Origin of the sequence: Cellulomonas shaoxiangyii, from assembly GCF_004798685.1 — a bacterium.
Lineage (GTDB): Bacteria > Actinomycetota > Actinomycetes > Actinomycetales > Cellulomonadaceae > Cellulomonas > Cellulomonas shaoxiangyii.
This window is the reverse complement of sequence record NZ_CP039291.1, coordinates 2,519,695-2,546,290: the sequence shown is the minus strand read 5'-3', so window position 1 is coordinate 2,546,290 and position 26,596 is coordinate 2,519,695. Positions and strand designations below refer to the sequence as shown.

General features: G+C 76.4%; 29 protein-coding genes and 3 tRNA genes. 22 read left to right on the top strand and 10 right to left on the bottom strand.

The window, feature by feature from the left end; genetic code table 11:
- The first annotated feature begins 46 nt into the window (after window positions 1–46).
- From E5225_RS11545 to nagB, 3 genes are read left to right on the top strand one after another with little or no spacing between them, the layout of a single operon-like run.
- Entirely contained in the window at window positions 47–907 is an 861-nt protein-coding gene (locus tag E5225_RS11545) for a carbohydrate ABC transporter permease (RefSeq protein ID WP_425267387.1), read from the top strand.
- A 3-nt stretch (window positions 908–910) separates the two neighbouring features.
- Window positions 911–1,954, top strand: a complete 1,044-nt coding sequence (locus E5225_RS11540) for an ROK family protein (RefSeq protein WP_135973968.1) — start codon at window positions 911–913, stop codon at window positions 1,952–1,954.
- Window positions 1,954–2,736 (top strand): glucosamine-6-phosphate deaminase, encoded by a 783-nt coding sequence (nagB, locus tag E5225_RS11535; protein WP_135973969.1) that lies wholly within the window; start codon window positions 1,954–1,956, stop codon window positions 2,734–2,736. The genes E5225_RS11540 and nagB overlap by 1 nt, the downstream gene beginning before the upstream one ends.
- A 61-nt stretch (window positions 2,737–2,797) precedes the next feature.
- Here nagB and E5225_RS11530 read toward each other — a convergent pair whose 3' ends face one another.
- Both E5225_RS11530 and E5225_RS11525 read right to left on the bottom strand, forming a co-directional pair.
- The gene (locus tag E5225_RS11530; RefSeq protein ID WP_135973970.1) at window positions 2,798–3,190 is read right to left on the bottom strand and encodes a GntR family transcriptional regulator; all 393 of its coding nucleotides are present in this window, start codon (window positions 3,188–3,190) and stop codon (window positions 2,798–2,800) included.
- Window positions 3,187–4,161, bottom strand: a complete 975-nt coding sequence (locus E5225_RS11525; protein ID WP_135973971.1) for a hypothetical protein — start codon at window positions 4,159–4,161, stop codon at window positions 3,187–3,189. The genes E5225_RS11530 and E5225_RS11525 overlap by 4 nt, the downstream gene beginning before the upstream one ends.
- A gap of 119 nt (window positions 4,162–4,280) precedes the next feature.
- Between E5225_RS11525 and E5225_RS11520 the strand changes: the two genes are divergently transcribed.
- The 3 genes from E5225_RS11520 (at window position 4,281) to E5225_RS17550 (ending at window position 6,910) form a co-directional block, all read left to right on the top strand.
- Entirely contained in the window at window positions 4,281–4,691 is a 411-nt protein-coding gene (locus E5225_RS11520; protein ID WP_135973972.1) for a DUF3039 domain-containing protein, read from the top strand.
- Window positions 4,688–6,490 (top strand): DEAD/DEAH box helicase, encoded by a 1,803-nt coding sequence (locus E5225_RS11515; protein WP_135973973.1) that lies wholly within the window; start codon window positions 4,688–4,690, stop codon window positions 6,488–6,490. Before E5225_RS11520 ends, E5225_RS11515 begins: the two co-directional genes overlap by 4 nt.
- Before the next feature lie 258 nt (window positions 6,491–6,748).
- Window positions 6,749–6,910, top strand: a complete 162-nt coding sequence (locus tag E5225_RS17550; protein WP_166435985.1) for a hypothetical protein — start codon at window positions 6,749–6,751, stop codon at window positions 6,908–6,910.
- A gap of 183 nt (window positions 6,911–7,093) precedes the next feature.
- Here E5225_RS17550 and E5225_RS11510 read toward each other — a convergent pair whose 3' ends face one another.
- Entirely contained in the window at window positions 7,094–8,548 is a 1,455-nt protein-coding gene (locus E5225_RS11510) for a nicotinate phosphoribosyltransferase (protein ID WP_135973974.1), read from the bottom strand.
- Between the two features lie 101 nt (window positions 8,549–8,649).
- On the opposite strand from E5225_RS11510, the gene clpS reads away from it, so the two are divergent.
- From clpS to E5225_RS11470, 8 genes are all read left to right on the top strand, one after another.
- Window positions 8,650–8,946: an ATP-dependent Clp protease adapter ClpS gene (gene clpS / locus E5225_RS11505; protein ID WP_135973975.1), complete on the top strand. Its 297-nt coding sequence runs from the start codon at window positions 8,650–8,652 to the stop codon at window positions 8,944–8,946.
- Window positions 8,946–9,614 (top strand): DUF2017 domain-containing protein, encoded by a 669-nt coding sequence (locus E5225_RS11500; RefSeq protein ID WP_135973976.1) that lies wholly within the window; start codon window positions 8,946–8,948, stop codon window positions 9,612–9,614. Before clpS ends, E5225_RS11500 begins: the two co-directional genes overlap by 1 nt.
- Window positions 9,615–9,624: 10 nt before the next feature.
- Window positions 9,625–10,449: a glutamate racemase gene (gene murI, locus E5225_RS11495; RefSeq protein WP_135973977.1), complete on the top strand. Its 825-nt coding sequence runs from the start codon at window positions 9,625–9,627 to the stop codon at window positions 10,447–10,449.
- Window positions 10,446–11,234, top strand: a complete 789-nt coding sequence (locus tag E5225_RS11490) for an MBL fold metallo-hydrolase (RefSeq protein ID WP_135973978.1) — start codon at window positions 10,446–10,448, stop codon at window positions 11,232–11,234. Before murI ends, E5225_RS11490 begins: the two co-directional genes overlap by 4 nt.
- 248 nt (window positions 11,235–11,482) lie before the next feature.
- Complete coding sequence (locus tag E5225_RS11485) at window positions 11,483–12,487, top strand: hypothetical protein (RefSeq protein ID WP_135973979.1); 1,005 nt, start codon at window positions 11,483–11,485, stop codon at window positions 12,485–12,487.
- A 134-nt stretch (window positions 12,488–12,621) separates the two neighbouring features.
- Window positions 12,622–13,437, top strand: a complete 816-nt coding sequence (gene rph / locus E5225_RS11480; protein WP_135973980.1) for a ribonuclease PH — start codon at window positions 12,622–12,624, stop codon at window positions 13,435–13,437.
- Complete coding sequence (gene rdgB / locus E5225_RS11475; RefSeq protein WP_135973981.1) at window positions 13,434–14,087, top strand: RdgB/HAM1 family non-canonical purine NTP pyrophosphatase; 654 nt, start codon at window positions 13,434–13,436, stop codon at window positions 14,085–14,087. The genes rph and rdgB overlap by 4 nt, the downstream gene beginning before the upstream one ends.
- Window positions 14,084–15,757, top strand: coding sequence for an ABC-F family ATP-binding cassette domain-containing protein (locus E5225_RS11470; RefSeq protein ID WP_135973982.1), 1,674 nt, complete (start codon window positions 14,084–14,086; stop codon window positions 15,755–15,757). The genes rdgB and E5225_RS11470 overlap by 4 nt, the downstream gene beginning before the upstream one ends.
- A 77-nt stretch (window positions 15,758–15,834) precedes the next feature.
- Here the strand turns inward: E5225_RS11470 and E5225_RS11465 are convergent, their stop codons facing one another.
- Entirely contained in the window at window positions 15,835–16,389 is a 555-nt protein-coding gene (locus E5225_RS11465; RefSeq protein ID WP_135973983.1) for an NUDIX hydrolase family protein, read from the bottom strand.
- A 136-nt stretch (window positions 16,390–16,525) separates the two neighbouring features.
- Here E5225_RS11465 and trxA point away from each other — a divergent pair, with 136 nt between their 5' ends.
- Entirely contained in the window at window positions 16,526–16,903 is a 378-nt protein-coding gene (gene trxA, locus E5225_RS11460; RefSeq protein ID WP_135973984.1) for a thioredoxin, read from the top strand.
- A gap of 126 nt (window positions 16,904–17,029) precedes the next feature.
- Here trxA and E5225_RS11455 read toward each other — a convergent pair.
- Window positions 17,030–17,112, bottom strand: a tRNA-Leu gene (locus tag E5225_RS11455).
- Between the two features lie 91 nt (window positions 17,113–17,203).
- Entirely contained in the window at window positions 17,204–17,671 is a 468-nt protein-coding gene (bcp, locus tag E5225_RS11450) for a thioredoxin-dependent thiol peroxidase (RefSeq protein WP_135973985.1), read from the bottom strand.
- Between the two features lie 113 nt (window positions 17,672–17,784).
- Between bcp and E5225_RS11445 the strand changes: the two genes are divergently transcribed.
- From E5225_RS11445 to E5225_RS11430, 4 genes are all read left to right on the top strand, one after another.
- Window positions 17,785–18,081 carry a GroES family chaperonin gene (locus tag E5225_RS11445; RefSeq protein ID WP_135973996.1) on the top strand — a complete coding sequence of 99 codons (297 nt, stop codon included), beginning with the start codon at window positions 17,785–17,787 and terminating at the stop codon, window positions 18,079–18,081.
- Between the two features lie 107 nt (window positions 18,082–18,188).
- The gene (locus E5225_RS11440) at window positions 18,189–18,536 is read left to right on the top strand and encodes a hypothetical protein (RefSeq protein ID WP_135973986.1); all 348 of its coding nucleotides are present in this window, start codon (window positions 18,189–18,191) and stop codon (window positions 18,534–18,536) included.
- A gap of 117 nt (window positions 18,537–18,653) precedes the next feature.
- Window positions 18,654–18,729, top strand: a tRNA-Lys gene (locus E5225_RS11435).
- A gap of 219 nt (window positions 18,730–18,948) precedes the next feature.
- Window positions 18,949–20,454, top strand: a complete 1,506-nt coding sequence (locus tag E5225_RS11430) for a dihydrolipoyl dehydrogenase family protein (protein WP_243738290.1) — start codon at window positions 18,949–18,951, stop codon at window positions 20,452–20,454.
- 84 nt (window positions 20,455–20,538) lie between these two features.
- Here the strand turns inward: E5225_RS11430 and E5225_RS11425 are convergent, their stop codons facing one another.
- From E5225_RS11425 to E5225_RS11415, 3 genes are all read right to left on the bottom strand, one after another.
- The gene (locus E5225_RS11425) at window positions 20,539–21,555 is read right to left on the bottom strand and encodes a glycine betaine ABC transporter substrate-binding protein (RefSeq protein ID WP_135973988.1); all 1,017 of its coding nucleotides are present in this window, start codon (window positions 21,553–21,555) and stop codon (window positions 20,539–20,541) included.
- A 173-nt stretch (window positions 21,556–21,728) separates the two neighbouring features.
- Window positions 21,729–22,514 carry an ABC transporter permease gene (locus tag E5225_RS11420; RefSeq protein WP_135973989.1) on the bottom strand — a complete coding sequence of 262 codons (786 nt, stop codon included), beginning with the start codon at window positions 22,512–22,514 and terminating at the stop codon, window positions 21,729–21,731.
- Window positions 22,502–23,287 carry an ABC transporter permease subunit gene (locus E5225_RS11415; RefSeq protein WP_135973990.1) on the bottom strand — a complete coding sequence of 262 codons (786 nt, stop codon included), beginning with the start codon at window positions 23,285–23,287 and terminating at the stop codon, window positions 22,502–22,504. The genes E5225_RS11420 and E5225_RS11415 overlap by 13 nt, the downstream gene beginning before the upstream one ends.
- A gap of 200 nt (window positions 23,288–23,487) precedes the next feature.
- Here E5225_RS11415 and E5225_RS11410 point away from each other — a divergent pair, with 200 nt between their 5' ends.
- The 3 genes from E5225_RS11410 to E5225_RS11400 all read left to right on the top strand — a co-directional run bounded on the left by E5225_RS11410 (window position 23,488) and on the right by E5225_RS11400 (window position 25,740).
- The gene (locus E5225_RS11410; protein WP_135973997.1) at window positions 23,488–24,558 is read left to right on the top strand and encodes an ABC transporter ATP-binding protein; all 1,071 of its coding nucleotides are present in this window, start codon (window positions 23,488–23,490) and stop codon (window positions 24,556–24,558) included.
- A 67-nt stretch (window positions 24,559–24,625) separates the two neighbouring features.
- Window positions 24,626–25,549: an ATP-grasp domain-containing protein gene (locus tag E5225_RS11405; protein ID WP_166435986.1), complete on the top strand. Its 924-nt coding sequence runs from the start codon at window positions 24,626–24,628 to the stop codon at window positions 25,547–25,549.
- A 117-nt stretch (window positions 25,550–25,666) separates the two neighbouring features.
- Window positions 25,667–25,740, top strand: a tRNA-His gene (locus tag E5225_RS11400).
- Window positions 25,741–25,879: 139 nt separating this feature from the next.
- Here E5225_RS11400 and orn read toward each other — a convergent pair.
- Window positions 25,880–26,587 carry an oligoribonuclease gene (gene orn, locus E5225_RS11395; protein WP_135973992.1) on the bottom strand — a complete coding sequence of 236 codons (708 nt, stop codon included), beginning with the start codon at window positions 26,585–26,587 and terminating at the stop codon, window positions 25,880–25,882.
- Between the last annotated feature and the right edge of the window lie 9 nt (window positions 26,588–26,596).

Below are 26,596 nucleotides of genomic sequence, written 5' to 3'. Positions count from 1 at the left end.
GCCGGCCGTCAGCGCCGACCCGCGCCCCCTGGCGGTGCGCGCCGTCGTGCCGCCGCGCCGCCGCTCGGCCCGCCGGCGCGCGTCGCAGTGGGGGTGGCGCGTCGTGGCGCTGCTGGTCGCCGCCGCGTTCGCCTTCCCCGTCTACTGGATGGTCAACACGTCGCTGCTGCCGACGAACGAGATCATCGGCCCGCGCGTGCACCTCTGGCCCGACCAGCTCACGCTGCGCAACTACGAGACGGCGATCTTCGAGCAGGAGCGCTCACCGTTCCTGCCGGCGCTCGGCACGTCGCTGTCCGTGACGTTCCTCGTGCTCGTCACGTCGATGGTGTTCGCGTTCGTCGGTGCGCTCGCGGTGACGCGGTTCCGCTTCCGGGGCCGGCGCGCGTTCGTGCTCTCGATCCTGGTCGTCCAGATGATCCCGGGCGAGGCCATGATGATCAGCGTCTTCCAGCTGGTCGACGGGTGGCGCCTGCTCAACACGGTCGTCGGCCTGGGCGTCGTCTACCTCGCCGGCGTGCTGCCGTTCACGCTGTGGACGCTGCGCGGGTTCGTCAACGGCGTGCCGGTCGAGCTGGAGGAGGCGGCCATGATCGACGGCTGCTCGCGGGGACGTGCGTTCTGGAAGGTGACGTTCCCGCTGCTCGCACCCGGCCTCGTCGCCACGGGCGTGTTCGCGTTCCTGCAGGCCTGGAACGAGTTCATGATGGCGCTCATCATCATGACGCGGCCCGAGCAGATGACGCTGCCCGTGTGGCTGCGCACGTTCCAGCAGGCGACGAAGGCGACGGACTGGGGGGCGCTCATGGCGGGCTCGGTGCTCGTGGCGGTGCCCGTGATCGTCTTCTTCCTCGTCGTGCAGGGACGGATGACCGGCGGGCTCGTCTCGGGAGCGGTCAAGGGCTGAGCGATGGAGACGACCACCCTCGGTGCCGGGGGGCCCGCGCCGCTGCGCGCCGGCCCGGCCGGCGCCCCCGACGGCGTGCGGGCCGTGCTCGCACCCGCCCGTCCGCCCGACTGGGCCGTCGGTGTCGACGTCGGCGGGACCAAGGTGCTCGCTGTCCTGCTCGACGGCGACGGCCGCGTGGCCCGCACCCACCGGGCGTCGACCGTCCCCGGGCCCGACGGCCTGCTCGACGTCGTCGCGACGGCCGTGCAGTCGCTCGCGACCGCGCACGGCGTCCCGCTCGAGCGGCTCGCCGGGGTCGGCATCGGCATCCCCGGCGTCGTGGACCCGCTGACGGGCACCCTCGAGCACGCCGTCAACGTCGGCGTCGACCGGCCGTTCGCGCTGGCCGCGGCGGTGTCCGCGGTGCTCGGCGGCCGCACGCCCGTACGCGTCGAGAACGACCTCAACGTCGCCGTGCTCGGCGCCGCGCACACCGTGCCCGGCCCGGACCGCGCGGGCCACGCCCGGGACCTCGCGTTCCTGGCGCTCGGCACGGGCGTCGCCGCGGGCCTGCTGCTCGACGGGCAGCTGCGCCGCGGGACGCACCGCGCGGCCGGCGAGGTGGGGCACCTGACGCTCGTGCCCGACGGGCTGGCGTGCAAGTGCGGGCAGCGCGGGTGCGTCGAGCAGTACGCGTCGGGCAGCGCGCTCGACGCCGCGTGGCCGTCGACCGACGGCCGCCCTGCGCCCGCGGCCCTGTTCGAGGCGGCGGCGGCCGGCGACCCGGCGGCGGTGCGTCTGCGCGACCGCTACGCGTGGGCCGTCGGCGCGGCCGTGCGGATCCTGGTGCTCACCTGCGACGTGGACCGCGTCGTCGTCGGGGGCGGCGTGAGCAACGTGGGGGAGCCGCTGCTGCAGGCCGTGCGCCGCGCGCTGGACGCCGAGGCGGCCGGCTCGCCGTTCCTCGCGTCGCTGCGCCTGGCCGACCGGGTGCGGCTCGCGCCGGCCGGCGTGCCGGTGGGTGCGGTGGGTGCCGCGCTGGTGGGGCGGGGGGAGGTCGTCTGATGGAGGTCGTCGTCGCGCCGGTCGCGGAGCTCGCACGCCTCGCCGCCGACGCCGTCCAGCGCCTGCTCACCGCCCGGCCCGAGGCCGTCCTCGGCCTGGCCACCGGGTCGAGCCCGCTGGCGGTCTACGACGAGCTCGCGCGCCGGCACGCGGAGGAGGGCCTGACGTTCGCGCGGGCGCGGGCGTTCATGCTGGACGAGTACGTCGGCCTGCCGGCCGACCACCCGGAGCGGTACCGCAACGTCATCGAGCGCGACCTGGTCTCGCGCGTTGACCTCGCGCCCGGCGCGGTGCACGGGCCCGACGGGCTCGCGGCGGACCTCGCGGGCGCGTGCGCGTCGTACGAGCGGGCGATCGCCGACGCCGGCGGGGTCGACCTGCAGCTGCTCGGCATCGGCACCGACGGGCACGTCGCGTTCAACGAGCCCGGCTCGTCCCTCGCCTCGCGCACGCGCATCAAGACGCTCACGCGGCAGACGCGCGAGGACAACGCGCGGTTCTTCGGCGACGACCTCGACGCGGTGCCCACGCACTGCCTCACGCAGGGCCTCGCGACGATCCTGTCGGCCCGGCACCTCGTGCTCCTCGCGCAGGGCCGGCACAAGGCGGAGGCGGTGCACCAGCTCGTCGAGGGGCCGGTCAGCGCGATGTGGCCGGCGACCGTGCTGCAGATGCACCCGCACGTCACGGTCCTGGTCGACGAGCCCGCGGCGAGCCGCCTGCAGCTCGCCGGCTACTACCGGGAGACCTGGGCGTCGAAGCCGCCGTGGCAGGGCATCTAGCCCCTCGGGGTGCGGCGCGGCCGCCCGGGCTGCTCGTTCGGCGGGTCCGTGCCGGTGACCGTCAGCGCCCGCCGGGGTCCCGCGGGGCGGTCGGGGCGAGCAGGGCGCCGCGGACGAGGTCGAGCGCCTCGTCCGGCGTCAGGCCCGCGGCCCGGGCGACGTCGGCGTAGGCGAGGGCCGCGGCGCGCGGCGCGGCGTCGGCGGGCGCCGCCCCCGCGGCGACCTGGGTGCCGGCCCGCCGGCGCGTGACCACGACCCCGGCGGCCTCGAGCTCGCGGAAGGCGCGGGCGACCGTCCCCGGTGCCACGCCGAGGTCGGTCGCGAGGGCGCGGATCGTCGGCAGCCGGTCGCCCGGGCTCAGCCGCCCGGCGGCGACGTGCGCGACGACCTGGGCGCGCACCTGCTCGTAGACGGGGACACCGGAGGCCAGGTCGACCTCGAGCTGGACGCTCACGGGAGCCGGGGAACGGGGACGGGGACGGGGACGACGGGAGCGCCGGCGTCGCGTGCCGCGCGGTGCAGCGCGCGAGCCGCGACGACCAGCGCGGTGACGCCGACGGCCAGGCCGGCCACCAGTGCCGCCGTGCCGGCGGCGACCACCCACGGCGCGCCCAGCGAGTACGCCACGCCGTCGGCGGCGTACTCGTGCGCCCGCCCGACGGACCGCAGGGCCGCACCGCCCGCCCCGAGCACGCCGGCGAGCGTCCCGCCCAGCACGAGCTGCGTGCCGGCGAGCAGGCGCCGCGCCGAGGCGCGCCGCAGCCGGGCGTCGTCGTCCTGCGTCGTGGCCGCGACCACGGGGCGCGCGGTCACGAGCCGCAGGACGCCCTCCCCGGCGCCGAGCACCAGGAGTGCCGCCAGCGTGAGCGGGACGCCGTAGGTCCAGCCCGGGTAGGGGCCGGCGGCGGCGCTGTGCCCGGCGGCGTAGGTCAGCGCGACGGAGCGTCCGTCGGGGCCGGCGGTGGCACCGAACGCGAGCGTCGCCAGGGCGAGCCCGCCGGTCCAGGCCCACGTCAGCCGGCGCAGCGCCGGCGGTGCGACGTCCGCGACGCGCCGGGGGCGCAGCGGCGCGCGCCGCACGGTGCCGTCGGGGCGTGGCCACGTCCGCTCGCCGACGGCGCCGACGAGCAGGAAGGCCAGGCCCGCCGCGGCCGGGATGCTGCCGAGCAGCACGCCCTGCCACCGGCCGTGCGCGGCCAGGACGGGCCCGGTGAGCGCGACGACGAGCAGCGCCGCCCACGCCACCACCGCCACGACGCCGGCGTGCCGCCGCGCGTGCCGGTACGCGGCCGGCGCCCGGGCGACGTCCACGGTGCCCGGCGGCTCGCCGGCCGTGCGCGACGCGGCCACGAGCCCCACGACGACGGCGAGCGCGAGCGCGGTCCCGAGCAGGACGACCAGCACGAGCAGCAGATGACCCGACACGGCGTCTCCCTTCCTGGTTCAAAGTATCAATACATTGATACATGTGTCGCCGTCGTGTCAACCGCGCGTCCGGCCGGCGCCACGCCGGTCCGTCGGACCCCCGACGTAGCATGGGGGCCATGAGCGACCCGACCCCGCCGCCCTCCGGACCCGACGACCCGTTCGGCCCGGACACCCGGGGGGGCACGTCGCTCCTCGAGCGCACCGAGGCGACCGAGCAGGTCGAGCCCGGCGACCACGAGCGCTTCGCGCACTACGTGCGCAAGGAGAAGATCATGGAGTCGGCCCTCAACGGCCGGCCCGTCGTCGCGCTCTGCGGCAAGGTGTGGGTGCCGGGCCGCGACCCGAAGAAGTTCCCGGTCTGCCCGGTGTGCAAGGAGATCTTCGAGGGCCTGCGCGAGCCGCAGGACGGCGGGGACGGCTCCGGTGGCCAGGGCTCCGGTGGCGCGGGGTCCGGTGGCGCAGGGTTCGGCTCCGGCCGGCGCTGGGGCTTCGGCCGCGGCACGGGCTCCGGGTCGGGCGGCGCGTGAGCGCGCCCGCGCGCCCGTCCACCACCCCCCAGCACCCGTCCTCGTCGGCAGCGTCGCAGCTGCCGCCGGCGTTCCCGGCGCGCGCGCCCTGGGGCGCGGCGGGGAGCCTGCGGGCCTGGCAGGCGGAGGCGATCGAGCAGTACCGGCAGACCTCGCCGCGCGACTTCCTCGCCGTCGCGACGCCCGGCGCGGGCAAGACGACGTTCGCGCTGCGCATCGCCACCGAGCTGCTCGAGGCGCGCGTCGTGCGCAGGGTCACCGTGGTGGCCCCGACCGAGCACCTGAAGAAGCAGTGGGCGGACGCGGCCGCACGCGTCGGGATCCGCCTCGACCCCCGGTTCACGAACGCGCAGGGGCGGCACGGTGCCGGGTACGACGGCGTGGCGGTCACCTATGCGCAGGTGGCGAGCAAGCCCGCGCTGCACGCGGCCCGCACGGGCGCCGAGCGCACGCTCGTCATCCTCGACGAGGTGCACCACGGCGGCGACGCCCTCTCGTGGGGTGACGCCGTGCGGGAGGCGTTCGAGGGTGCCACGCGGCGCCTCGCGCTCACCGGCACGCCCTTCCGCTCCGACACCGCGCCGATCCCGTTCGTCACGTACGCCGCCGACGGGCACGGGATCCGGCGGTCGGTGGCCGACTTCACCTACGGCTACGGCGACGCGCTGCGCGACCACGTCGTGCGGCCCGTGCTGTTCATGTCGTACTCCGGCTCGATGCGGTGGCGCACGCGCGCCGGCGACGAGATCGCCGCCCGGCTGGGCGAGCCACTGACGAAGGACATGACGGCGCAGGCGTGGCGCACGGCGCTGGACCCCAACGGCGAGTGGATCCCGTCCGTCATCACCGCGGCCGACCGCCGCCTCACGGAGGTCCGCCGGACCGTCCCCGACGCGGGCGCGATGATCATCGCCACCGACCAGACGGACGCCCGTGCGTACGCCGGCCACATCGCGCGGATCACGGGGGAGTCCCCGACGGTCGTGCTCTCCGACGACGAGGGCGCGAGCGACCGGATCGAGGAGTTCGGGGCGAGCGACGCCCGCTGGCTCGTCGCGGTCCGCATGGTGTCCGAGGGCGTCGACGTGCCCCGCCTGGCGGTCGGCGTGTACGCCACGAGCGCCGCGACGCCGCTGTTCTTCGCGCAGGTGATCGGGCGCTTCGTCCGGGCGCGGCGGCGCGGGGAGACGGCGTCGGTGTTCCTGCCGAGCGTGCCGCAGCTGCTCGAGCTGGCCTCGACCATGGAGGTGGAGCGGGACCACGCGCTCGACCGCCCGACCAAGGACGACGCCGACCCCGAGGCGGCGCTGCTCGCCGCGGCCGAGCGCGAGACGTCGACGCCCGACGCGGTGGGCAAGGACGGGGTGGCGGGCGCGTTCGAGGCGCTCGAGGCGCAGGCGTCGTTCGACCGCGTGCTCTTCGACGGCGGCGAGTTCGGCACCGGCGCTGAGGTCGGCTCGGACGAGGAGCTCGACTTCCTGGGCCTGCCCGGCCTGCTCGACGCGGACCAGGTGACGACGCTGCTGCGTCAGCGCCAGGCGGACCAGCAGGGCGCGCGCCGCGCCCGTGGCCCGGCCGCGGTCGCCCCCGCCGAGATGGACCACCGCAAGCAGGCCGAGCTGCGCAAGGAGCTCGCGCAGCTCGTCGGGGCGTGGGCGCGGCGCAGCGGGCAGCCGCACGCGACCGTGCACGCCGAGCTGCGGCGCCGGTGCGGCGGCCCGGAGGTGGCGCTGGCCGCACCGGACGAGCTCCAGGCCCGCGTCGCGATGCTCCGTGGGTGGTTCGTCGGCAAGCGCTGACGGGCGCCGGCGCTCGCGCCCGAGCCGGCCCGTCTCACCATGCGGACGATGAGACGGGGATGAGAGCGCAGGTCAGATCGCTGGACGCGTGACCACATACCAGGACGTCTTGACGTCGCAAGTCGACCGTTCCGAATGCCGATGGGCGCGTGCGCTGGCAGGCTCTAGCCGTCATAAACCGGACCCGGGGCCCCCGGGTCCTCACATGCGGAAGCCCGGCGACGTCACGCCGCCGGGGACCTAGAAAGAGGTGTCCACATGCCTGCATGGCTCATCCTCATCCTCGTCGGCGTCGTGCTGCTCGTGCTCGGTGTCGCCACCGGCATCGGCGAGTTCCTGATCTGGATCGGTGCCATCGTGCTGGTCGTCAGCCTGATCCTCGGCCTGGTCGGCCGCGGCCGGGGTCGCGCCCGCATCTGAGCACCGCCGCTCGCGCCGCCGGCACGGCCGGCCCGTCGCGAGCGGCCCCCGCGGCCGGCACCCCCTCCGCCTGCTGCGACCCACGACGGGCCGGGACGCCATGTGCGTCCCGGCCCGTCGCGTTCCCTGCTGTCACCGCGGTCCGGCCGCGGTGCGGCGGCCCGACCGGTCGACCGGCCGCCCTCAGCCGCCCACGCGCAGCTCGACGGTCGGCACGGCGGCCTCGTCGGCGGACAGCCGCCGCGCGCCGCGCGGCAGCTCCTCCCGGGACGCCCGGTGCCGGCGTGCCGCCGCCTGCACACCGGCGACGCCCGTCGTGCCCGGCGTGACCTCGCCGTCGACGACCAGCGGCACGTGCAACGGCCGCAGGTCGGGGCTCGGCTCGCGGTCCTGCGCCTGCGCCCACGCCACCACCGCGTCCTCGGGGCCGGTGACGAGCACCTCCTCGACCGCCCGGCCGCCGGCGTCCAGCCGGCGCGCGGCGGACTTGCGCCCCCCGAGGCTCGTCTTCGACCGCGCCGCCTTCGCGACCGGCTGCAGCGCACCGTCCCGGTCCTCGCGGGCCACCAGCTTGTAGACCATGCCGCACGTCGGCGCGCCGGAGCCCGTGACGAGCGCCGTCCCGACGCCGTAGGAGTCGACCGGCGCCACGGCGAGGGAGGCGATCGCGTGCTCGTCGAGGTCGGACGTGACGACGATCTGCGTGTCGCGGGCCCCCGCCGCGTCGAGCTGCGCCCGGACCTCGTGCGCGAGCACCCCCAGGTCGCCCGAGTCGAGCCGGACCGCCCCCAGGCCGGTGCCCGCGGCGGCCAGCGCGTTCTCGACGCCGCGGCGCACGTCGTACGTGTCGACCAGGAGCGTCGTCCCCGGGCCCTGGGAGGCGACCTGGGACGCGAACGCCGAGGGCTCGTCGTCGTGCAGCAGCGTGTACGCGTGCGCGGCGGTGCCGATGGTCGGCAGCCCGTAGCGGCGCCCGGCCTCGAGGTTCGACGTCCCCGCGAAGCCCGCGACGACCGCGGCGCGCGCGGCTGCCACGGCGGCCTGCTCGTGCGCCCGGCGCGCGCCCATCTCGAGGCACGGCCGGTCGACCGCGGCGCTGGTCATGCGGGAGGCGGCGGACGCGATCGCCGAGTCGTAGTTGAGCACCGACAGGATGAGGGTCTCGAGCAGCACCGCCTCGGCGAACGTGCCCTCGACGACGAGCACGGGGGACTGCGGGAAGAACATCTCGCCCTCCGCGTAGCCGACGGCCGAGCCCGTGAACCGGTAGCCGGCGAGGAACTCGAGCGTGGCGTCGTCGACCACGCGCTCGTCGGCGAGCCAGTCGAGCTCCGCGGTGCCGAACCGGAAGGTGTCGAGCGCCTCGAGCACGCGGCCCGTGCCGGCCAGGACGCCGTAGCGGCGGCCGTGCGGCAGGCGGCGGGTGAAGACCTCGAACACGCAGCGCCGGTGCGCGGTGCCGTCGGCGAGCGCCGCCTGCAGCATCGTCAGCTCGTAGCGGTCCGTGAGCAGCGCCGTGCTCGCCGCGAGGGCGCCGCCGCCGGGCGCCGTGCCGGGCGCCGTGCCGGGCGTGGTGCCTGTCGCGGTGTCGGTCGTGGGCAGGGGCGCGACGGCGCCGCGCTCGCGCGTGTCGGTCATGGCGTCAACGTAGACGGCGGTGACGGAGGGCACACGCCCGCACCCGCCTCCGCGACGGCCCGTCGGGGCGGCGCGTCGGTGGCCGCACCTACAGTGGTGGCGTGCCCGCCCCGACCACTGTCCCCGACACGACCGTCGAGGCCGACGAGGTCACCGGTCTCGCGGACGCCTGGGTCACCCTCGTCTGGAACGACCCCGTGAACCTGATGTCGTACGTGTCGTACGTCTTCCAGACGTACTTCCGCTACCCGCGCGAGAAGGCCGAACGCCTCATGCGCCAGGTGCACGAGGAGGGCCGGGCCGTGGTGTCGACCGGCAACCGCGAGGCGATGGAGGTCGACGTGCAGGCGATGCACGGGTACGGCCTGTGGGCGACGCTGCAGCGCGGCGGCGAGTGATGCGGGCGTTCCGCCGGCAGAAGGGCCGGTACGTCGCGCGCATGGACGCGGGCGAGCGCGCCGTCGTCGCCTCCGTCGTCGCGGACGTCGCCGAGCTCCTGGGTGCCGGCCGCTTCGAGGACGGCGTGCCGCCGGGCGGGCAGGGCCCGCACGCGGGCGCCGGTGCCGCGGACGGCGCGCCCGGCACGCAGAGCACGCCGTGGACCGTCCGCACGTCGCCGCTGCCCCCGCCCGACGACTCCGCCGTGCGCCGCCTGCTGCCCGACGCCTCGCGCGACGACCCGGAGGTCGCGGCCGAGTTCCGCCGCCTCACGGAGGACGACCTGCGGGCCCGCAAGATCGGCCGCCTGCGCTGCCTCTGGACCGCGCTCGTGCACGGCGAGCCGGGCTGGCCCGACGACGCGTTCGTCGTGGCCCCCGCGTCGGCGGACGAGGTCGCCGCGACCCTCACGGACCTGCGCCTCGTGCTGGCCGACCGCCTCGAGATCCGCACGGACGCCGACTCCGAGGCGCTCTACGACGGCCTGGCGACCGGCGCGGAGGACGACGTGCGCGCCTACCTCGCGTCGGTCTACGGCGCGCTGTCGTGGCTGCAGGAGTCGCTGCTCGCTGTGATGCTCACCGCACACGACGAGCGTCGCGGAGGACGTGGCCGCTCCGACGACTAGTGTCGGCGGGGTGAACGACGCCCCCATCGGCATCTTCGACTCCGGCGTGGGAGGCCTCACGGTCGCGCGCTCCGTGCTCGACCAGCTGCCGACGGAGTCCACGCTGTACATCGGCGACACCCGCAACGGCCCGTACGGCCCGCAGCCCCTCGCGGCGGTGCGCGCGCACGCGCTCGAGATCATGGACGACCTCGTGGACGCGGGCGTGAAGATGCTCGTCATCGCGTGCAACAGCGCGTCGTCCGCGGTGCTGCGCGACGCCCGCGAGCGGTACACCGTGCGTCGCGGTCTGCCGGTGGTCGAGGTGATCCTCCCGGCCGCGCGCCGGGCGGTCGCCGCGACCCGCAACGGTCGGATCGGGGTGATCGGCACGCGCGCGACGATCGAGTCCCGCGCGTACGACGACGCGTTCGCGGTGGCCCGCGTCGAGCTGACGACGCAGGCGTGCCCGCGGTTCGTCGAGCTCGTCGAGGCCGGTGTGACGTCGGGGCCCGAGGTGCTCGCCGTCGCGCACCGGTACCTCGACCCGGTGCGTGCCGCGGGCGTCGACACGCTCGTCCTCGGCTGCACCCACTACCCCCTGCTCACCGGCGCCATCTCCTACGTCATGGGGGACGACGTGACCCTCGTGTCGAGCGCCGAGGAGACCGCCAAGGACGTGTACCGCCAGCTCGTCGCGCACGACCTCGAGCGCGACCCGGCGGCGGGCCCGCCCACGCACCGCTTCCTCGCCACGGGCGACCCGGTGTCGTTCACGACGCTCGCGCGCCGGTTCCTGGGCCCCGAGGTCGACGCCGTCGAGCCGCGCGTGGCGCTGCGGGGGGCGCTGCGGTGAGGCTCGTCGTGCTCGGCAGCGCCGGCTCGTTCCCCGCGCCGGACTCCGCCGCCTCGTCGTACCTCGTGCAGGCGGAGGACGCCGACGGGCGCACGTGGTCCGTCGTGCTCGACCTGGGCAACGGCGCGCTCGGGCCGCTGCAGCGGTACGGCGACCCCACGGCGCTCGACGCCGTGGCGCTCTCGCACCTGCACGCCGACCACGTCGCCGACATGGCCGTGCTGGGCGTGCTGCGCCGCTACCACCCGGCGGGCGCCCTGCCCCCGCTGCGCGTGCTCGGGCCCGAGGGGACCGTCGAGCGACTCGCCCAGCTCGCCGGCAAGGACCCCGCCACGCACACCGCCGAGCAGTTCGCCGTCGAGGCGTGGGCACCGGGACGGCCCGTGACCGTCGGGCCCCTGACCCTCGAGCCCGTCCCGGTGGTGCACCCGATCCCGGCGTTCGGCATGCGCGTCACCGGGCCGTCCGAGGACGACCCGGCGCGCACGGTCACCCTGGCCTACAGCGGCGACACGGACGCCTGCCCGGGCCTCGACGCCCTCGCCACCGACGCGGACGTGCTCCTCGCCGAGGCCGCCTACGTGGAGGGCCGCGACGACCACCTGCGCGGCGTGCACCTCACCGGGCGGCGCGCGGGCGAGGCAGCGGCGCGCGGGGGAGCGCGCCGGCTGGTGCTCACGCACATCCCGGCCTGGAACGACCCGCACGTCCCGCTCGCCGAGGCGAGCGCTGCCTACGCGGGCCCGGTCACCCTGGCCCAGCCGGGCCTCACGATCCCCCTCTGACCGCCCCGTTCGCACCGGCCCGCCCCACCGCGCGCACGCCCGCCCCGCCGCGGGCACGCCCACCGCGCGCACGTCCGCCCCGCGCCGAGCGCACCCCTCGTCGGTCGAGCGCACCCGTCGTACCGGGCGCGCTCGGGCGAGGACAGGTGCGCTCGCGCCGCCGGCTGCACTCGTGCCCGACCGGTGCACCGGTGGTGGCTGTGGATCGTCGGCCACGCGTCTGCGGGTGCGCTGGGAAGGTGCCGCCCGTGGACGGGCAGCGGGCGGTCGACGGGTGGCGGGGCACGCCGAGGGCGGGAGCGGCACGTGCGCCGGCGGGCGGGTCGCTCCTGCGACCGGCGGGTGCGGGCCTGCCGCCGGTCGTGCACGTCGGCGGGGCACCGGGGGACGGGCGGCCCCGCTCGTACGACGAGGTCGTACGCGGTCCCGGCAGCCCCGAGCTGCGGAGGGTGCGGCGGGGCGCCTACGTGCTCGCGTCCGACTGGTCGGGCTGGGACGCCGCCACCCGGCACCGGGCGCGCATCGCGGCCGTGCTCGCGGTGGCGCAGGAGCCACCGGTGCTGTCGCACTGGTCGGCGGCCGTGCTGCACGGTCTGCCGGTCGTCGGACGCGTCGACGACCGCGTGCACACGGTGCGCGCCGCAGCGACGGGTGGACGGTCGCGCCGGGACCTCGTCCGGCACACCACGGCCCTGCCGTTCGCGCCCGTGCTCGTCGACGGCGTGCCGGCCACCAGCGTGGCGCGGACGATCCTCGACGTGGCACGCGTGGGCGGCGCCGCCGCTGCCGTCGTCGCGGGCGATCACGCGCTCCGGGTCGGTCGGGTGCGCCTCGCGGAGCTGGAGGCCGAGCTCGGGTCGCTGCCACCGCGTGCCCGGGGAGCGCGGGAGGCCCGGCGCGCCGTCGGCCTGCTCGACGCGCGGTCCGAGTCGCCGGGGGAGTCGCTGAGCCGGGTCCGGATGGACGAGGGCGGTCTGACCGCGCCCGTGCTGCAGCACGTCGTGCGCGACGTCCACGGGGAGGCGGGCCGCGTCGACTTCTGGTGGCCGGCCGCACGGGTCGTCGGGGAGTTCGACGGTCGCACGAAGTACCGTGGCGACGACGGGGCCGACCCGGCGGAGGTGGTGTGGCGCGAGAAGGTCCGGGAGGACCGGATACGTGCGACCGGCGTGACGGTGGTCCGCTGGACGTGGCGGGAGGCGTGGGCGGGACGTCCGCTCGTCGCGCTCCTGCGCCGGGCCGGCGTGCGCTGACGTCGGGCGCACCCGTCGTCGGTCGACTGCCCCCGGTACGACGGGTGCGCCCGCGCGACGAGGGGTGCGCTCGCGCGACGACGGTGGGGCGGGCCGGTTCCGGGCGGTGGGGTCCGGGCACGTAGGGTCGTGGCATGGGTGCTTCGACCTCTGACCTCCTCGTGCGTGCCGACGGACGGCGCGCCGACCAGCTGCGACCCGTGACGATCACGCGGCGCTTCCTCGACGCGGGGGAGGGCAGCGTGCTGGTCGAGTTCGGCGGCACGAAGGTGCTGTGCGTCGCCTCCTTCACCGAGGGTGTGCCGCGCTGGCGCAAGGGCTCCGGCGAGGGCTGGGTGACGGCCGAGTACGCGATGCTGCCGCGCGCGACGAGCAGCCGGTCGGACCGCGAGTCGGTCAAGGGGCGCGTCGGCGGGCGGACGCACGAGATCTCGCGGCTGATCGGCCGGTCGCTGCGCGCGGTCATCGACGTCGCGGCGCTCGGCGAGAACACGATCGTGCTCGACTGCGACGTCCTGCAGGCGGACGGCGGCACCCGCACGGCCGCGATCACGGGCGCGTACGTGGCGCTCGCGGACGCCGTCGCGTGGGCGCAGGGCAAGCGGCTCGTGAAGCCGGGCAGGCAGGTCCTCACGGACTCGGTGGCCGCCGTGAGCGTGGGCGTGGTCGGTGGCCGGCCGGTGCTGGACCTCCCGTACGAGGAGGACGTGCGCGCGGAGACCGACATGAACGTCGTCGTCACCGGCTCGGGCACGTTCGTCGAGGTGCAGGGGACCGCCGAGCACGCACCGTTCGACCGCGCCGAGCTCGACGCGCTGCTCGACCTGGCACTCGCGGGCACCGCGGAGCTGACGCGCCTGCAGGTGGCCGCGCTGGCCGCGGACCCGTCCGACGGCTCGGCGACCCGGTCGGCCGGGGACGGGACGGCGGACGCGGCGGCGACGGCGTGAGCGTGCCCGCCGGTGCGCGCCTCGTCCTGGCGACGCACAACCAGCACAAGGTCGGCGAGCTGCGCGCGATCCTCGCCCCGGTGCTGCCGGGCCTCGACCCGGCGGCGATCCTCGGCGCGCGCGACGTCGGCGCCCCGGAGCCGGTCGAGGACGGGGTGACGTTCGCGGAGAACGCGCTCATCAAGGCGCGCGCGCTCGCGGCGTACACCGGTCTGCCCGCGGTCGCGGACGACTCGGGCCTCGCCGTCGACGTGCTCGGCGGCGCGCCCGGCATCTTCTCCGCCCGCTGGTCCGGCCGGCACGGCGACGACGCCGCCAACCTGGCTCTCCTGCTCGCGCAGCTGGCCGACGTGCGCCCGGAGCACCGTGGTGCGCGGTTCGTGTGCGCCGCGGCGCTGGTGACGCCGGACGGCACGGAGCACGTCGAGGTCGGCACGCTCGAGGGCACGCTCGCGACCGCGCCGCTGGGTGCGGGCGGCTTCGGCTACGACCCCGTGCTGGTCCCGGCCGGCGACACGCGCACGTGCGCCGAGCTGACGCCCGCGGAGAAGAACGCCATCAGCCACCGTGGCCGGGCGTTCCGCGCGCTCGTCCCGGCGGTCGTGGCCGCGCTCGGCGGACCCCCGCACGGAGGAGCACCGCGCCGATGACCGCACCCGTCCCGGACCCGTCGGGACGCCCGGGCGACGTGCAGCTCGTCGCCGAGGGCGTCACGTTCGGCTACCCGGGCCGGCCGGTGCTCGACGCCCTCGACCTGAGCGTCTCCGCCGGCGACCGCATCGGGCTCGTCGGCGAGAACGGCGCGGGCAAGTCGACGCTGCTGGCGGTGCTGGCGGGTCGGCTCGTCCCGCAGCAGGGACGCGTGCGCCGGCACGGGTCGCTCGCGGTGGTCGAGCAGGAGCTCGACGTGCGACCGGGCGAGACGATCGGCTCCCTGGTGGACGCGACCCTCACGGCGGCCCGCACGGCCGCCGACGGGCTGCAGGCCGCGATCGACGCGTTCGACCACGACGGCGGCGACGTCACCTGGCTGTCCGCCGCGATCGCCCGGTACGAGCACCTGGCCGCGTGGGACGTCGACCGCCGGGTCGACGAGGCGCTCGCGCGGTTCGGCGCGCCGCGCGACCGGGACCGCCCGCTCGACGCGCTGAGCGTCGGCGAGCGCTACCGCGTGCGGCTGGCGTGCCGCATCGCGGAGCGCACCGACCTGCTGCTCCTCGACGAGCCGACCAACCACCTGGACGTCGCGGGCATCGAGCACCTCACCGAGCGGCTGCGCGGCTGGCAGGGCGGGCTCGTCATCGTCACGCACGACCGCCGCCTGCTCGACGACGTCATGACGGGGATCCTCGACATGGACCCCTCGATGGACGGGCGGCCCGTGCTGTACGGCGCCGCGCGCTACGCCGACTACCGGTTCGCGCGCGACCAGATGCTGCGGCGGTGGCGTGCCCGCTACCGCGCGGAGCGCAAGCGCGCGGCGGTGCTCGCCGCACGCCTCGACGCGTCCTACGAGGGCCTGTCCGACGAGTGGCGCCCGCCGAAGGGCTCGCAGAAGCACCGTCGCGGCACGCGGGCACGCACGCACGTCAAGGCCGCCGACCGCCTCGTGCAGCAGCTCGAGCGGGACGCCGTCGAGGTCCCGGTGCCGCCGCCGACGCTGACGTTCCCCGACCTGCCGTCGGTGCCGCCCGACTGGCCCGGCGGCCCGCTCCTCGACCTGCGGGCACCACGCGTCGCCGGTCGGCTCGACCTGCCCGGCCGTCGCGTCGAGGTGCCGCCCGCCGGGCGTCTGCTGGTCACGGGGCCGAACGGCTCGGGCAAGTCGACGCTGCTCGCGGCGCTCGTCGGCGCGGTCGCCCTCGACCGGGGCACCCGGGCGGTCGGGCCGCACGTGCGGCTCGGCGTGCTGTCGCAGGAGGGCCCCGCGGAGCACATCGCGCCGCCCGTGGCCGGTGAGGCGCCGCTCACGGCGTTCGACGCCTACGCGCGCCACGCGCTGCGGCTGCTGGACGCGGGCGTGCTCGACCCGGACCGCCTCGTGCCGGTCGCGGCGCTCGGCCTGCTCACCGAGGAGGACCTCGAGCGACCGCTTCGGGAGCTCTCGCTCGGTCAGCGACGCCGGTTCGACCTCGCGTGCGCGCTGCTCGCCGCCCCGCACGTGCTGGTCCTCGACGAGCCGACCAACCACCTGTCGGTCGGTCTCGTGGACGAGCTGACGGCGGCGCTGCGGGCGACGTCGGCCGCGGTGGTCGTCGCGACCCACGACCGTGCGCTGCGCGCGGACCTGGCCGACTGGCCGCAGCTCGAGCTCGGCTGACGCGGCGGCCGCGGGCGCGGTGGCTCAGCCGACCTGCCCGCGCCCGGGTGCGCCGGGTGCAGCCGGCGCGTCGCCGGTCACGGCAGGCGACCGACCCAGGCCATCGCCTGACGCAGCAGGAGGCCCTGGCCGCCGTTCATCTCGACCTGGACGGCCTCGGTGCACGCCTCCTCGGGGGTCAGCCACGCGAGGTCGAGCGCGTCCTGCTGGGGGCGGCAGTCGCCGGTGACGGGCACCACGTAGGCGAGCGAGACCGCGTGCTGGCGGGGGTCGTGGTAGGGCGTCACGCCGGGGGTCGGGAAGTACTCGGCGACGGTGAACGGCTGGGGCGACGCCGGCACCTGGGGCAGCGCCATCGGGCCGAGGTCCTTCTCGATGTGGCGCAGCAGCGCGTCCCGCACCCGCTCGTGGTGCATGACCCGCCCGGAGACGAGCGCCCGCGACATGACCCCCTCGGGCGTCACGCGCAGCAGCAGGCCGACGGCGACCACGTCGCCCGAGTCGTCGACCCGGACGGGCACGGCGTCCACGTAGAGGACGGGCACCTGGCTGCGGACGGTGGCGATCTGCTCGGGGCTCAGCCATCCGGCGGGGCGGTCGGGCTCGCGGGGGTACTCGGCGGACGCGGTCACCGTGCAGTTCTACCCGTGCCGGGCCGTGTCCGCGCGAGCGGCGCGCGGGACGTCGACCACCTCGGGCCGCGGGGCCGGGGAATACCCCGCAGTCCCGGGGCGCTGTACCGCACGCAACCGCCAGGAGGAGAGACACATGGCTACGACAGCGCTGACCGTCGACACGATCGCGGACACCATCAAGGACAACGAGATCGTGCTGGTCGACTTCTGGGCGTCCTGGTGCGGCCCGTGCCGCCAGTTCGGCCCGGTGTTCGAGGCGTCGTCCGAGCAGCACCCGGAGATCGTGCACGCGAAGGTCGACACCGAGGCCGAGCAGCAGCTGGCCGCCGAGCTGCAGATCACGTCGATCCCGACGCTCATGGCGTTCCGCGACGGCATCCTCGTCTTCAACCAGGCCGGTGCGCTGCCCGCGCCCGCCCTGGAGCAGGTCGTCACCGCGGTGCGGGACCTGGACATGGACGAGGTCCGTGCCCAGATCGCCGGCCGCCAGGGCGCGACCGCCGACGCCTGACCCGGGCGCCGGGCACGTCCCGGCCGCCGCGACCGCACGGTCGCACCGCACGACGTCCGAGGGGCGTCCGCCGTACCGGCGGACGCCCCTCGCGCACGTCCGGCCCGCGGCTCCGGGAGCCCGTCGTGCGGGAGACGGGAGTCGAACCCGCACGCCCTCTCGGGCACCAGGACCTAAACCTGGCGTGGCTGCCGTTTCACCACTCCCGCGGCCGGTCGAGTCTGGCACACGCGGGTGCGCCCGCCGCGGGTGCCGGGACCGGCCGACGGGGACCGGCCGACGAGGCCCGGGCCCGTCCCGTCAGTCCAGGCCGAGGTCGCGCCGCAGCTTGGCGACGTGGCCGGTCGCGCGCACGTTGTACTGCGCGAGCGTCACGACGCCCTCGGCGTCGACGACGACCGTCGACCGGATCACGCCCGTGACCGTGCGGCCGTAGTTCTGCTTCTCGCCCCAGGCGCCCCACGCCTCGAGCACGGCGTGCGACGGGTCCGACGCGAGCGGGAACGTCAGGTGCTCGGCCTCGGCGAACGCGGCGAGCTTCGGGACCTCGTCCGGGGAGACGCCGACGACGGCGTAGCCCGCGCCCTGCAGCGACGCGAGCGAGTCGCGGAAGTCGCAGGCCTGCGTGGTGCAGCCCGGCGTGGCCGCCGCCGGGTAGAAGTACACGACGACGCGCTGCCCCCGGAGGGCGGAGAGCGTGACGGTGCCGCCGTCCGCGGTGGGCAGCGTGAAGTCGGGGGCGGTGTCGCCGACGGCGAGGCGGGGCACGGGCGCTCCTGTGCGTGAGCGGTGGACGGGACGGCGACCACCCTACGTGCGCGGGTAGCGTCGGCGGTGTGAGCGCACCGACCCCGGGCAGCACCGGCGACCTGCCCATCCGCATGCTGAACGACCGCCTGCTCGTCGCCCTCGAGGGCGACCCGGCCGAGCGTCGGTCGACCGCCGGCATCGTCATCCCCGCCACCGCGGCGATGGGCAAGCGGCTCGCCTGGGCCGACGTCGTCGCGGTCGGCCAGCAGGTCCGGCAGGTCGAGGTCGGCGACCGCGTGCTGTTCGACCCCGACGACCGCGCGGAGGTCGAGCTCGCGGGCAGCACGTACCTGCTGCTGCGCGAGAAGGACGTGCACGGCGTCGCGGAGCCGCGCGGGACCGGTGAGGGAACCGGCCTGTACCTGTGACGTCGGACCGGGAGACCCCCGCGCACGGCACAGCGGCCCCGGCGGCGACGGATGATGGGCGCGGCGCACGACGGGCGGCGCAGGACGACCCTGGACGAGGAGACTCGGTGGACGAGCAGCGGATGACCGCGGACGGTGGCACGACGGACCCGGCGGACCCGGCGATGGCAGCCGCCACCGTCCCCGGGTCGCCCGTCCCCACGGCGGACGAGGCGGCGGCGCCGCCGTCGGTGCAGGTGCTCGAGCAGGCCGTGAGCCTGCGGGGCGTCGACGCGATGCAGCACGCGCAGGAGCTGCTCGCCGAGCACGTCCCCCTGGCGCTGCTCGTCGACCTGCTCACGCCCACCGGCGACACGTCCGCCGACCTGCTCGCAGCGGAGGGGCTGCCCGAGGACGCGTGGTGGCAGGACGGCGCCGCCGCACCCGGTGACGTGCCGAGGCCGCCGGCACCGTGACGAGCGCGATCGGGCCCGCCGGCAGCGGTGTCGCAGGTGAGCGTCGTCACAGCGGGCCCCCGGGAGCGGCATGAGTTCGCAACCGGCGCCCCGGCCCTGGTAATCTCTACGAGCCGCGCGCCTCTAGCTCAACTGGCAGAGCAGCTGACTCTTAATCAGCGGGTTCCGGGTTCGAGTCCCGGGGGGCGTACCAGCCACGAAGCCCCGTCAGGTCACCGACCTGACGGGGCTTCGTCGTACCCGGACCGCTTCCCACCTCCCGCAGCGGCGGACCCGCGGGGCGGCGGTGCGGCGCCCCGCAGCGTCGCCCATGCCGACCAGCAGCTCGGCGCTCGGTGACCGTGGTGCTCCCGGGCGCGCGCTGCGACGCTGTCGGGGACGGCGGACCGGCCGCCCGCGGCGAGGAGGCAACGTGAGCAACGAGGTGCAGGAGTTCGACGTCGTGGTGCTCGGTGCCGGCGCGGTCGGCGAGAACGCGGCCGACCGCGCGTCCCGCACGGGGCTGTCCGTGGCGCTCGTGGAGTCGCAGCTGGTCGGTGGGGAGTGCTCCTACTGGGCGTGCATGCCGTCCAAGGCGCTGCTGCGGGCCGGCGACGCGCTCGCCGCCGCCCGCGACGTCCCGGGCGCGGCCGCGGCCGTGACCGGTGGCGTCGACGTCGCGGCGGTCCTCGCGCGGCGTGACGAGGTGACGTCCCACTGGGACGACGCCGGCCAGGTCCGGTGGGTCGAGGGAGCGGGCCTGACGCTGCTGCGCGGCCATGCCCGCCTCACGGGCGCGCGGGAGCTCGTCCTGACGCACGAGGACACCGACACGCGCGTCCTCGCCCGGCACGCCGTCGTCGTGGCGACCGGGTCCGTCGCCGCCGTCCCGCGTGCGGGCGGGCTCGCCGACGTGCGGCCCTGGACGAGCCGCGAGGCGACCAGCGCGCACACGGTGCCGCCGCGCCTCGCCGTCGTCGGCGGCGGCGTCGTGGGCGTCGAGATGGCCACCGCGTTCGCGGACCTCGGCAGCGAGGTGACGCTGCTCGTGCGGGGCGACCGGCTGCTGCCCCGGGCCGAGCCGTTCGCGGGGGAGGCCCTGGCCCGGGCGCTGGTGGACCGCGGGGTGCGGGTCGCGCTGCGCGCGTCGGTCGTCGCGGCGTCGCGTGACGACGCGGGCGTGCACCTCACCGTCGAGCACGAGCCGCGCGACGCCTCCGCCGGGACGGAGCAGCTCGTGGCCGACGAGGTGCTCGTCGCCACGGGCCGGCGGCCCGCCACCGAGGACCTCGGCCTGGAGACCGTCGGCCTCACGCCCGGCGGCGCTCTCGAGGTCGACGACGCCCTGCAGGTCCAGGGCGTCGAGGGCGGGTGGCTGTTCGCCGTCGGCGACGTCACGGGGCGGACCGGGACCACCCACCAGGGCAAGTACGACGCGCGCGTCGTCGGCGACGTGCTGGCCGCCCGCTTCGACCCGCGCCCCGGCGGCGGCGTGGACGGCCCGCAGGTGCCGCGCGGGCTCTCGCGCGAGGGTGAGGCCGGCGCCGGGCCGTGGAGCCGGTACCGCGCGACCGCCGACGCCGCCGCCGTGCCGCAGGTCGTCTTCACGCGGCCGCAGGTGGCCTGGGTGGGGCCCACGGAGGAGGAGGCGCGAAGGGCGGGCCTCGACGTCGGCGTGGTCGGCTACGACCTGGGCGGCGTGGCGGGTGCGAGCGTGACCGGGGAGCACTACGAGGGCCGCGTCCAGGTCGTCGTCGACCGTGCGCGCGACGTGCTGGTGGGTGCGACGTTCGTGGGGCCCGACGTGGCGGACATGCTGCACGCGGCGACCGTGGCGGTGGTGGGCGAGGTCCCGCTGCACCGGTTGTGGCACGCCGTGCCGTCGTACCCCACGCTCAGCGAGGTGTGGCTGCGACTGCTCGAGGCCGACGGGCGCTGAGCCGCCGGCCCGGGGACGGATGCGGGGACACGCACGCCGCGGGTGGGCGCGTCGTGCGACGCGCCCACCCGCGGTCGTCGGTCGTCAGTCCTCGGTGCTCGCCAGCGAGCCGTCGGAGGACAGGACCAGGCCGATCGCCGCCTCGCCCTGCCGCACGGCCGGGCCGATCAGCGAGAGCTCGTAGGACTGGAAGTCCCCGATCTCCAGGCCGTACGTCTCCTCGAGGCCGGGCTGGCAGAACGGGCGCTCCGGGCACTCCGGGGGGCCGGCGAGCACGAGGCCGCCGCAGGCCTCGGCCAGCTCGGACAGCGTCTGCACGTCGTGCTCCTGCGCGAACTCGGCGGTGACGGCGAACGCGTTCTGGTCCTGGGCGGCCGAGGCCTGCCCGACCACGAGCCCGCTCTGCTCCGCGAGCGGCGTCAGGGCCGCGACGGTCTCGTCGACGTCGGCCGACGCCCCGGACTCGGCGTCGGGGCCGTTCACCTGCGAGCTGAGGTAGGTCGTGAGCGTGGCGGCGTACTCGGGCACCACGGCCAGCGTGCCGTCCTGCAGGGCCGGGAGGTACGTCTCCCGCGAGCCGATGCTCTGCGCCTGGGCGTCGAAGCCGGCGCTGCGCAGCACCTCGGCGTAGATCTCGGCGAGGGTGAGGCTCTCCGAGAAGTTCGCGGCACCGACGGTCAGGGCGGTGCCCGTGCCGGTCTGCTCGGACGCCGCGAGACCCTCCTCCTCGACGAACTCCCGCGCCACCTCGCTCGAGGTGCGCCGGTCGATGTCGACGGCCTTGTTGAGCTGGATTAGCGTGTCCGTGTCGAGCGCGGCGGACACGCTGTCGAGCAGCTCGACGACGGCGGGGTTCTGCTGCGCGACCTCGGCGTTGACGACCGGGATGACGTTGTCCGCGTTCTGCAGGCCCAGGTCGTCCTCGAGAACGACCAGGCTCTCGCCGGCGACGGGATCGCAGGCGGCGAGACCGGAGGTGCTCGTGGCGGACGGCTCGGCCTCGCCGCCGCCCGAGCCCGGAGCGCCGCAGCCGGCGACGGCGAGGGTCGCGACGGCGAGCGCGGCGAGCGCGGTGGTGCGGGTGCGCCGTGCTGTGCGCATGAGGTGCTCCTGTCGGTAGGGCGTCCGCCCGGTCGTCGGGTCGGCGGGTGGGCGTGTGTGTCGGCGTCGAGCGGGGCGGTGGCCCCGGGGTCGCAGGTCGGGTGGGCCGCAGGCGTTCGGGAACGGCGGCCGTCGCGGACGGCCCTGCGGGCGGGTCGGGCGCGCACGGCGCCTCACCGCGCGTGATCGTCCCCATTCGACCCGCTGCCCGCGCCCCCGGCAAGCGCGGCGGCTCGCGGGCGGTGTGCGAGGCGGCGGCCGGGGCGGCGGGCCGGCTGACCGCGTCCGGCGCGCTCACGGGCGCGCAGGCCCGCCGGCGTGACGGCGCGCTGCGCCAGCGCGAGGAGCGCCTCGACGAGCAGGCACAGCCCGGCCACGAGCAGCCCTCCGGCGAGCGCCTGGCCGTACTGCTGGGTGCCGAAGCCCGTGACGACCACGGTGCCCAGGCTCGTGCCGCCGACGAGGGCCGCGAGCGGGACCGTCGCGAGCACCTGCACGGCCCCGGTGCGGATCCCCGCCGCGACCAGGGGGACGGCGTTCGGGATCTCGACGGACCACAGCACCCGCGCGGCGGACATGCCGATGCCGCGGGCGGCGTCGCGCACCTCCGGCTCCACGCCCGCGACGCCGGTGACCGCGTTCGCGAGGATCGGCGGGACCGCGAACACGGCGCACGCGACGGCCGTGGCGGTGTTCCCGAAGAACCCGCTGGCCGCCAGCAGCATGAGCAGCGCGAGCGTCGGCAGGGCCCGCGTCGTGTTGGCCACCACGACGCCGACGGTCGCACCGCGCCCGCGGTGACCCAGCCACAGCCCCACCGGCAGCGCGACGACGAGCGCGATCAGCACCGCGACGGCCGACACCTGCAGGTGGTCGACCGTCAGCGCCAGCACGCCGCGGCGCCCCGTCCAGTTCAGGGGGTCGTTCAGCCAGCGCACGGCCTCGGTCAGGACGTCCACGCCGCCTCCTCTCCGGGCACCCGACGGGCCGGGGCGGCCGCGGCCGCCGGCCCGGGTGCCGTCGGCCCCGACGCGTCCGGGGACGCGCCGCGCCCCCGGCGCGACGACCGGTGCCACGGTGTGAGCAGGCGCCCCAGCGTCGCGAGCAGCAGGTCGGCGACCAGCGCCAGCAGCAGGCACAGCACGGTCGCGGTGACGACCTCGGCCCGGTAGTTGCTGCGGAAGCCGCGGAACATCAGCTGACCCAGGCCGCCGTAGCCCACCACGACGCCGACGGTCACGAGCGCGACGGTGCTGACCGTCGCCAGCCGCAGGCCCGTGACCACCGCCGGCACCGCCTGCGGGAGCTCGACCGCGAGCAGCATGCGCACCCGCCCGTAGCCCATGCCGCGCGCCGCGTCTCGCACCGCGGGGTCGACACCCTGCAGGCCGACGAGCACGTTGCGCACGAGCACGAGCAGCGCGTAGACCACGAGCCCGATGAGCACGGTCCTGCGGCCGATGCCGGTGTACGGCGCGAGGACGGCGAACAGCGCCAGGGACGGGACGGTGTACAGGACGCCCGTGCCCGCGAGCACGACGCCCGCCAGGCGCGGCCGCACGTGGGCGAGGGCCGCCAGGGGGAGGGCGACGGCGAGCGCGAGGAGCACGGCCTGCGCCGTCAGGGCGGCGTGCTGCTCCAGATGGCGCAGCACGTCCTGCCCGTTGCGTTCGAGGTACGTCCACGAGAACCACGGGTTGGCGACGGCGGTGGCGACCGGGCCGGGGGACACGCGACGACGCTACTGGGAGGGTCCGACACGCGCCCCCGGGCCATCCTCCGGCGCCCTCCCGGCGGCGCGCGGCGGGGCCGTGCCGCCGCACCGTCCTCGCGGTGCACCGGCCGCTGCGGCCGACGTCCGTTCGCGGCTGTCGGAGGGCACCAGTAGCGTCCTTCGCCGTGACGGATACCGAGGGCGGCGGGGCCGTGCCCGTGCCGCCGGCGCCCGGCTCGGCGCCGGCCATCACGTTCGAGGCGGTCCGCAAGGAGTACGCCGGCTCGGTGGCGGTCGACAACCTCTCCCTCGCGGTCGGCGAGCACGAGATGCTCGTCCTCGTGGGGCCGTCGGGCTGCGGCAAGTCGACCACCCTGCGCATGGCGAACCGGCTCGTCGAGCCGACGTCGGGCCGCATCCTCCTGGGCGAGGAGGACGTGACGCGGGCCGACCCGGTCCGGCTGCGGCGCCGCATCGGCTACGTCATCCAGCACGTCGGGCTGTTCCCCCACCGCACCGTCGCGCAGAACGTCGCCACCGTGCCCGGGCTCCTCGGCTGGGACCGCGGGCGCACGCGCCGGCGCGTCGACGAGCTGCTGGAGCTCGTCGGGCTGGCGCCGGACCGGTACGCACGCCGCTGGCCCCACGAGCTGTCGGGCGGCGAGCGGCAGCGCGTCGGCGTGGCGCGGGCGCTCGCGGCCGACCCGCCCGTGCTGCTCATGGACGAGCCGTTCGGCGCCGTCGACCCCGTGGGCCGGGCGCGGCTGCAGACCGAGTTCCTGCGCCTGCAGCGCGAGCTCGGCACGACCGTGATGATGGTGACCCACGACATCGACGAGGCCGTGCGGATGGCGGACCGCGTCGTGGTGCTGGGCGCCGGCGCCCACGTCGAGCAGGTGGCACCCCCGCTCGAGGTCGTGGCGCGGCCCGCGTCCGCGGCCGTGGCGGACCTGGTGGGGCGCGGGCGCGTCGCGCGGCTGCTCGCCCTCGGCCGCCTCGAGCGGGCGGACCTCGAGCCCGTCCCGGACGACGGCCGCGAGGGCGGGCCGGGCACGCGCGGCCGTGCGGCGCCGACCGCGGACGGGGTCCGGCTGGGCGCGGACGCGGTCCGGCTCGGCGCGGAGCTGGGGGACGTGGTCACGGTGCTGACGCGCGCGGTGGACGCCCGTGGGACGGCGCTCACGGCCGTGCCGGTCGTCGACGACGGGGTCGTGGTGGGGACGGTCACCGCCCAGTCGGTCGTCCGTGCGCTGCACCGCCTCACGGACGACGCCGCGGGTACGGGCTGAGCGCCGAGCACGCCGCCGCGGGCGTCGCCGCGCCACGGTGTCACACGCCCTGGGTACAGTGCCCCTCGTGAGCGAACCCACCGCACGCCTGGCCCTGGCGACCTGTGCCGAGCTGCCCAAGCTGGACGCGGACGACCACACGCTGCGCGCCGCGCTGAGCGCGCGGGGCGTGCCGTCGGACGTCGTCGTCTGGGACGACCCGACCGTCGACTGGGGGGCCTACCCGCACGTGCTCATCCGCTCGACGTGGGACTACACGGACCGCCCCGCGCAGTTCATCGAGTGGACGCGGCGCGTCGAGCGCACGTCCACGCTGATCAACCCGTCCGACGTGGTGGCGTGGAACATCGACAAGACGTACCTGCGCGACCTCGAGCAGCGCGGCATCCCGATCGTGCCGACCATCTGGCTCGACCCCGAGCGGCAGCTCAACTCGCGGGCGATCCACACGCGGTTCCCCGCGTTCGGCGACTTCGTCATCAAGCCCACGGTCAGTGCGGGCTCGCGCGACACGGGGCGCTACGACGCGGGCGTCACGCCGTCCCGCTCGCTCGCCATCACGCACGCCAAGAACCTGCTCGCCGTGGGCCGGCACGTGATGCTGCAGCGCTACCTCACCCGGGTCGACACCGAGGGTGAGACCGCGCTGGTGTACGTCGACGGGGAGTTCAGCCACTCGGTCCGCAAGGGGCCGCTCCTCGAGGGGCCGTACCGGGCGGCCGACGCCGAGGGCGTGCTGTACCGCGACGAGGCCATGACGCCGCGGGACGCCACGGACGCCGAGCGTGCGCTGGCCGACCGGGCCGTCGCCGCGATCGCGGAGATCTTCCCGGACCGGGCACCGCTGCTCTACACGCGCGTCGACCTCATCCCCGACGACGCGGGAGAGCCCGTGGTGCTGGAGGTCGAGCTCACGGAGCCGTCGCTGTTCTTCGACCAGGCGGAGGGTGCCGTGGAGCGCTTCGCGGAGGCGGTCGCGGCGCGGCTGTGACGGCGCCCACGGTGGGCGGTGGGCCGGGCGTGTCCGGAGGCCGGTTCTGCTCCGCTACACTTTCTGACGGCCCACCGCGTCAGCGGCGGGCCGGGGCGCGTTCGCGTGCCCGACGTGGTGGCTATAGCTCAGCCTGGTAGAGCACCTGGTTGTGGTCCAGGGGGTCGCGGGTTCAAGTCCCGTTAGCCACCCTCTCGCAGGGCGTCGGCCTCAGGCCGGCGCCCTGCGTCGTTCCCGGGACGCGTCGTTCCGGGCATGCGTCGTCGCAGGACGCGTCGTCGCAGGACGTCGGTGCCCGTGGATCGCTCCGCGGGCACCGACCTCCCGGACTCACTCGGCGAGGACGCCCCGCTTGACGCTCGTCGCGACGACCTCGGCGGCCGCGCGGCGGGCGGTCGCCGAGTCCGGCCCCGCGCCCGCCGGCATCAGCGCCGCGCGGTAGTACCGCAGCTCGTCGATGCTCTCGAGGATGTCGGCGAGGGCACGGTGGCCCCCGTTCTTCTCCGGCGCCGCGAAGTACACGCGCGGGTACCAGCGGCGGGCCAGCTCCTTGATCGAGGACACGTCGACGACCCGGTAGTGCAGGTGGCCCACCAGCTCGGGCATGTCACGGTCGAGGAACGTCTTGTCGGTGCCCACCGAGTTGCCCGCGAGCGGTGCCTTGCCCGGCTCGGGCACCCACTGCCGCACGTACGCGAGGACCTGCTCCTGCGCCTCCTCGAGCGTCACGCCGTGCTCGAGCGCCGGGAGCAGCCCGGACGTCGTGTGCATGCTGCGGACGAACTCGCCCATCTGCTCCAGGGCCGCGGGCGGGGGCGCGATGACGACGTCGACGCCGTCGCCGAGGACCCGCAGCTCGGAGTCGGTGACGACGGCGGCGACCTCGACGAGCGCGTCGTGCTCGAGGTCGAGGCCGGTCATCTCGCAGTCGACCCACACGATGCGGTCGTTGCTGCTCTGGCTGCCGGCCGGCGCCGGTGCGGTGGGCGACGCGGTGTCGGCGCGGTCGCTGCTCGGGGACGTCCCTGCGGTACTCACGCCCGACAG

Bases quoted from the DNA above. Each gene is read 5' to 3' on its own strand.
- E5225_RS11445 (WP_135973996.1), top strand. From the start codon at position 17,785: ATGCTGAACGACCGCCTGCTCGTCGCCCTCGAGGGCGACCCGGCCGAG.
- E5225_RS11500 (WP_135973976.1), top strand. From the start codon at position 8,946: ATGCGGGCGTTCCGCCGGCAGAAGGGCCGGTACGTCGCGCGCATGGAC.
- rph (WP_135973980.1), top strand. From the start codon at position 12,622: ATGGGTGCTTCGACCTCTGACCTCCTCGTGCGTGCCGACGGACGGCGC.
- trxA (WP_135973984.1), top strand. From the start codon at position 16,526: ATGGCTACGACAGCGCTGACCGTCGACACGATCGCGGACACCATCAAG.
- E5225_RS11510 (WP_135973974.1), bottom strand. From the start codon at position 8,548: ATGACCGACACGCGCGAGCGCGGCGCCGTCGCGCCCCTGCCCACGACC.
- E5225_RS17550 (WP_166435985.1), top strand. From the start codon at position 6,749: ATGCCTGCATGGCTCATCCTCATCCTCGTCGGCGTCGTGCTGCTCGTG.
- E5225_RS11540 (WP_135973968.1), top strand. From the start codon at position 911: ATGGAGACGACCACCCTCGGTGCCGGGGGGCCCGCGCCGCTGCGCGCC.
- E5225_RS11425 (WP_135973988.1), bottom strand. From the start codon at position 21,555: ATGCGCACAGCACGGCGCACCCGCACCACCGCGCTCGCCGCGCTCGCC.
- nagB (WP_135973969.1), top strand. From the start codon at position 1,954: ATGGAGGTCGTCGTCGCGCCGGTCGCGGAGCTCGCACGCCTCGCCGCC.
- E5225_RS11520 (WP_135973972.1), top strand. From the start codon at position 4,281: ATGAGCGACCCGACCCCGCCGCCCTCCGGACCCGACGACCCGTTCGGC.
- E5225_RS11470 (WP_135973982.1), top strand. From the start codon at position 14,084: ATGACCGCACCCGTCCCGGACCCGTCGGGACGCCCGGGCGACGTGCAG.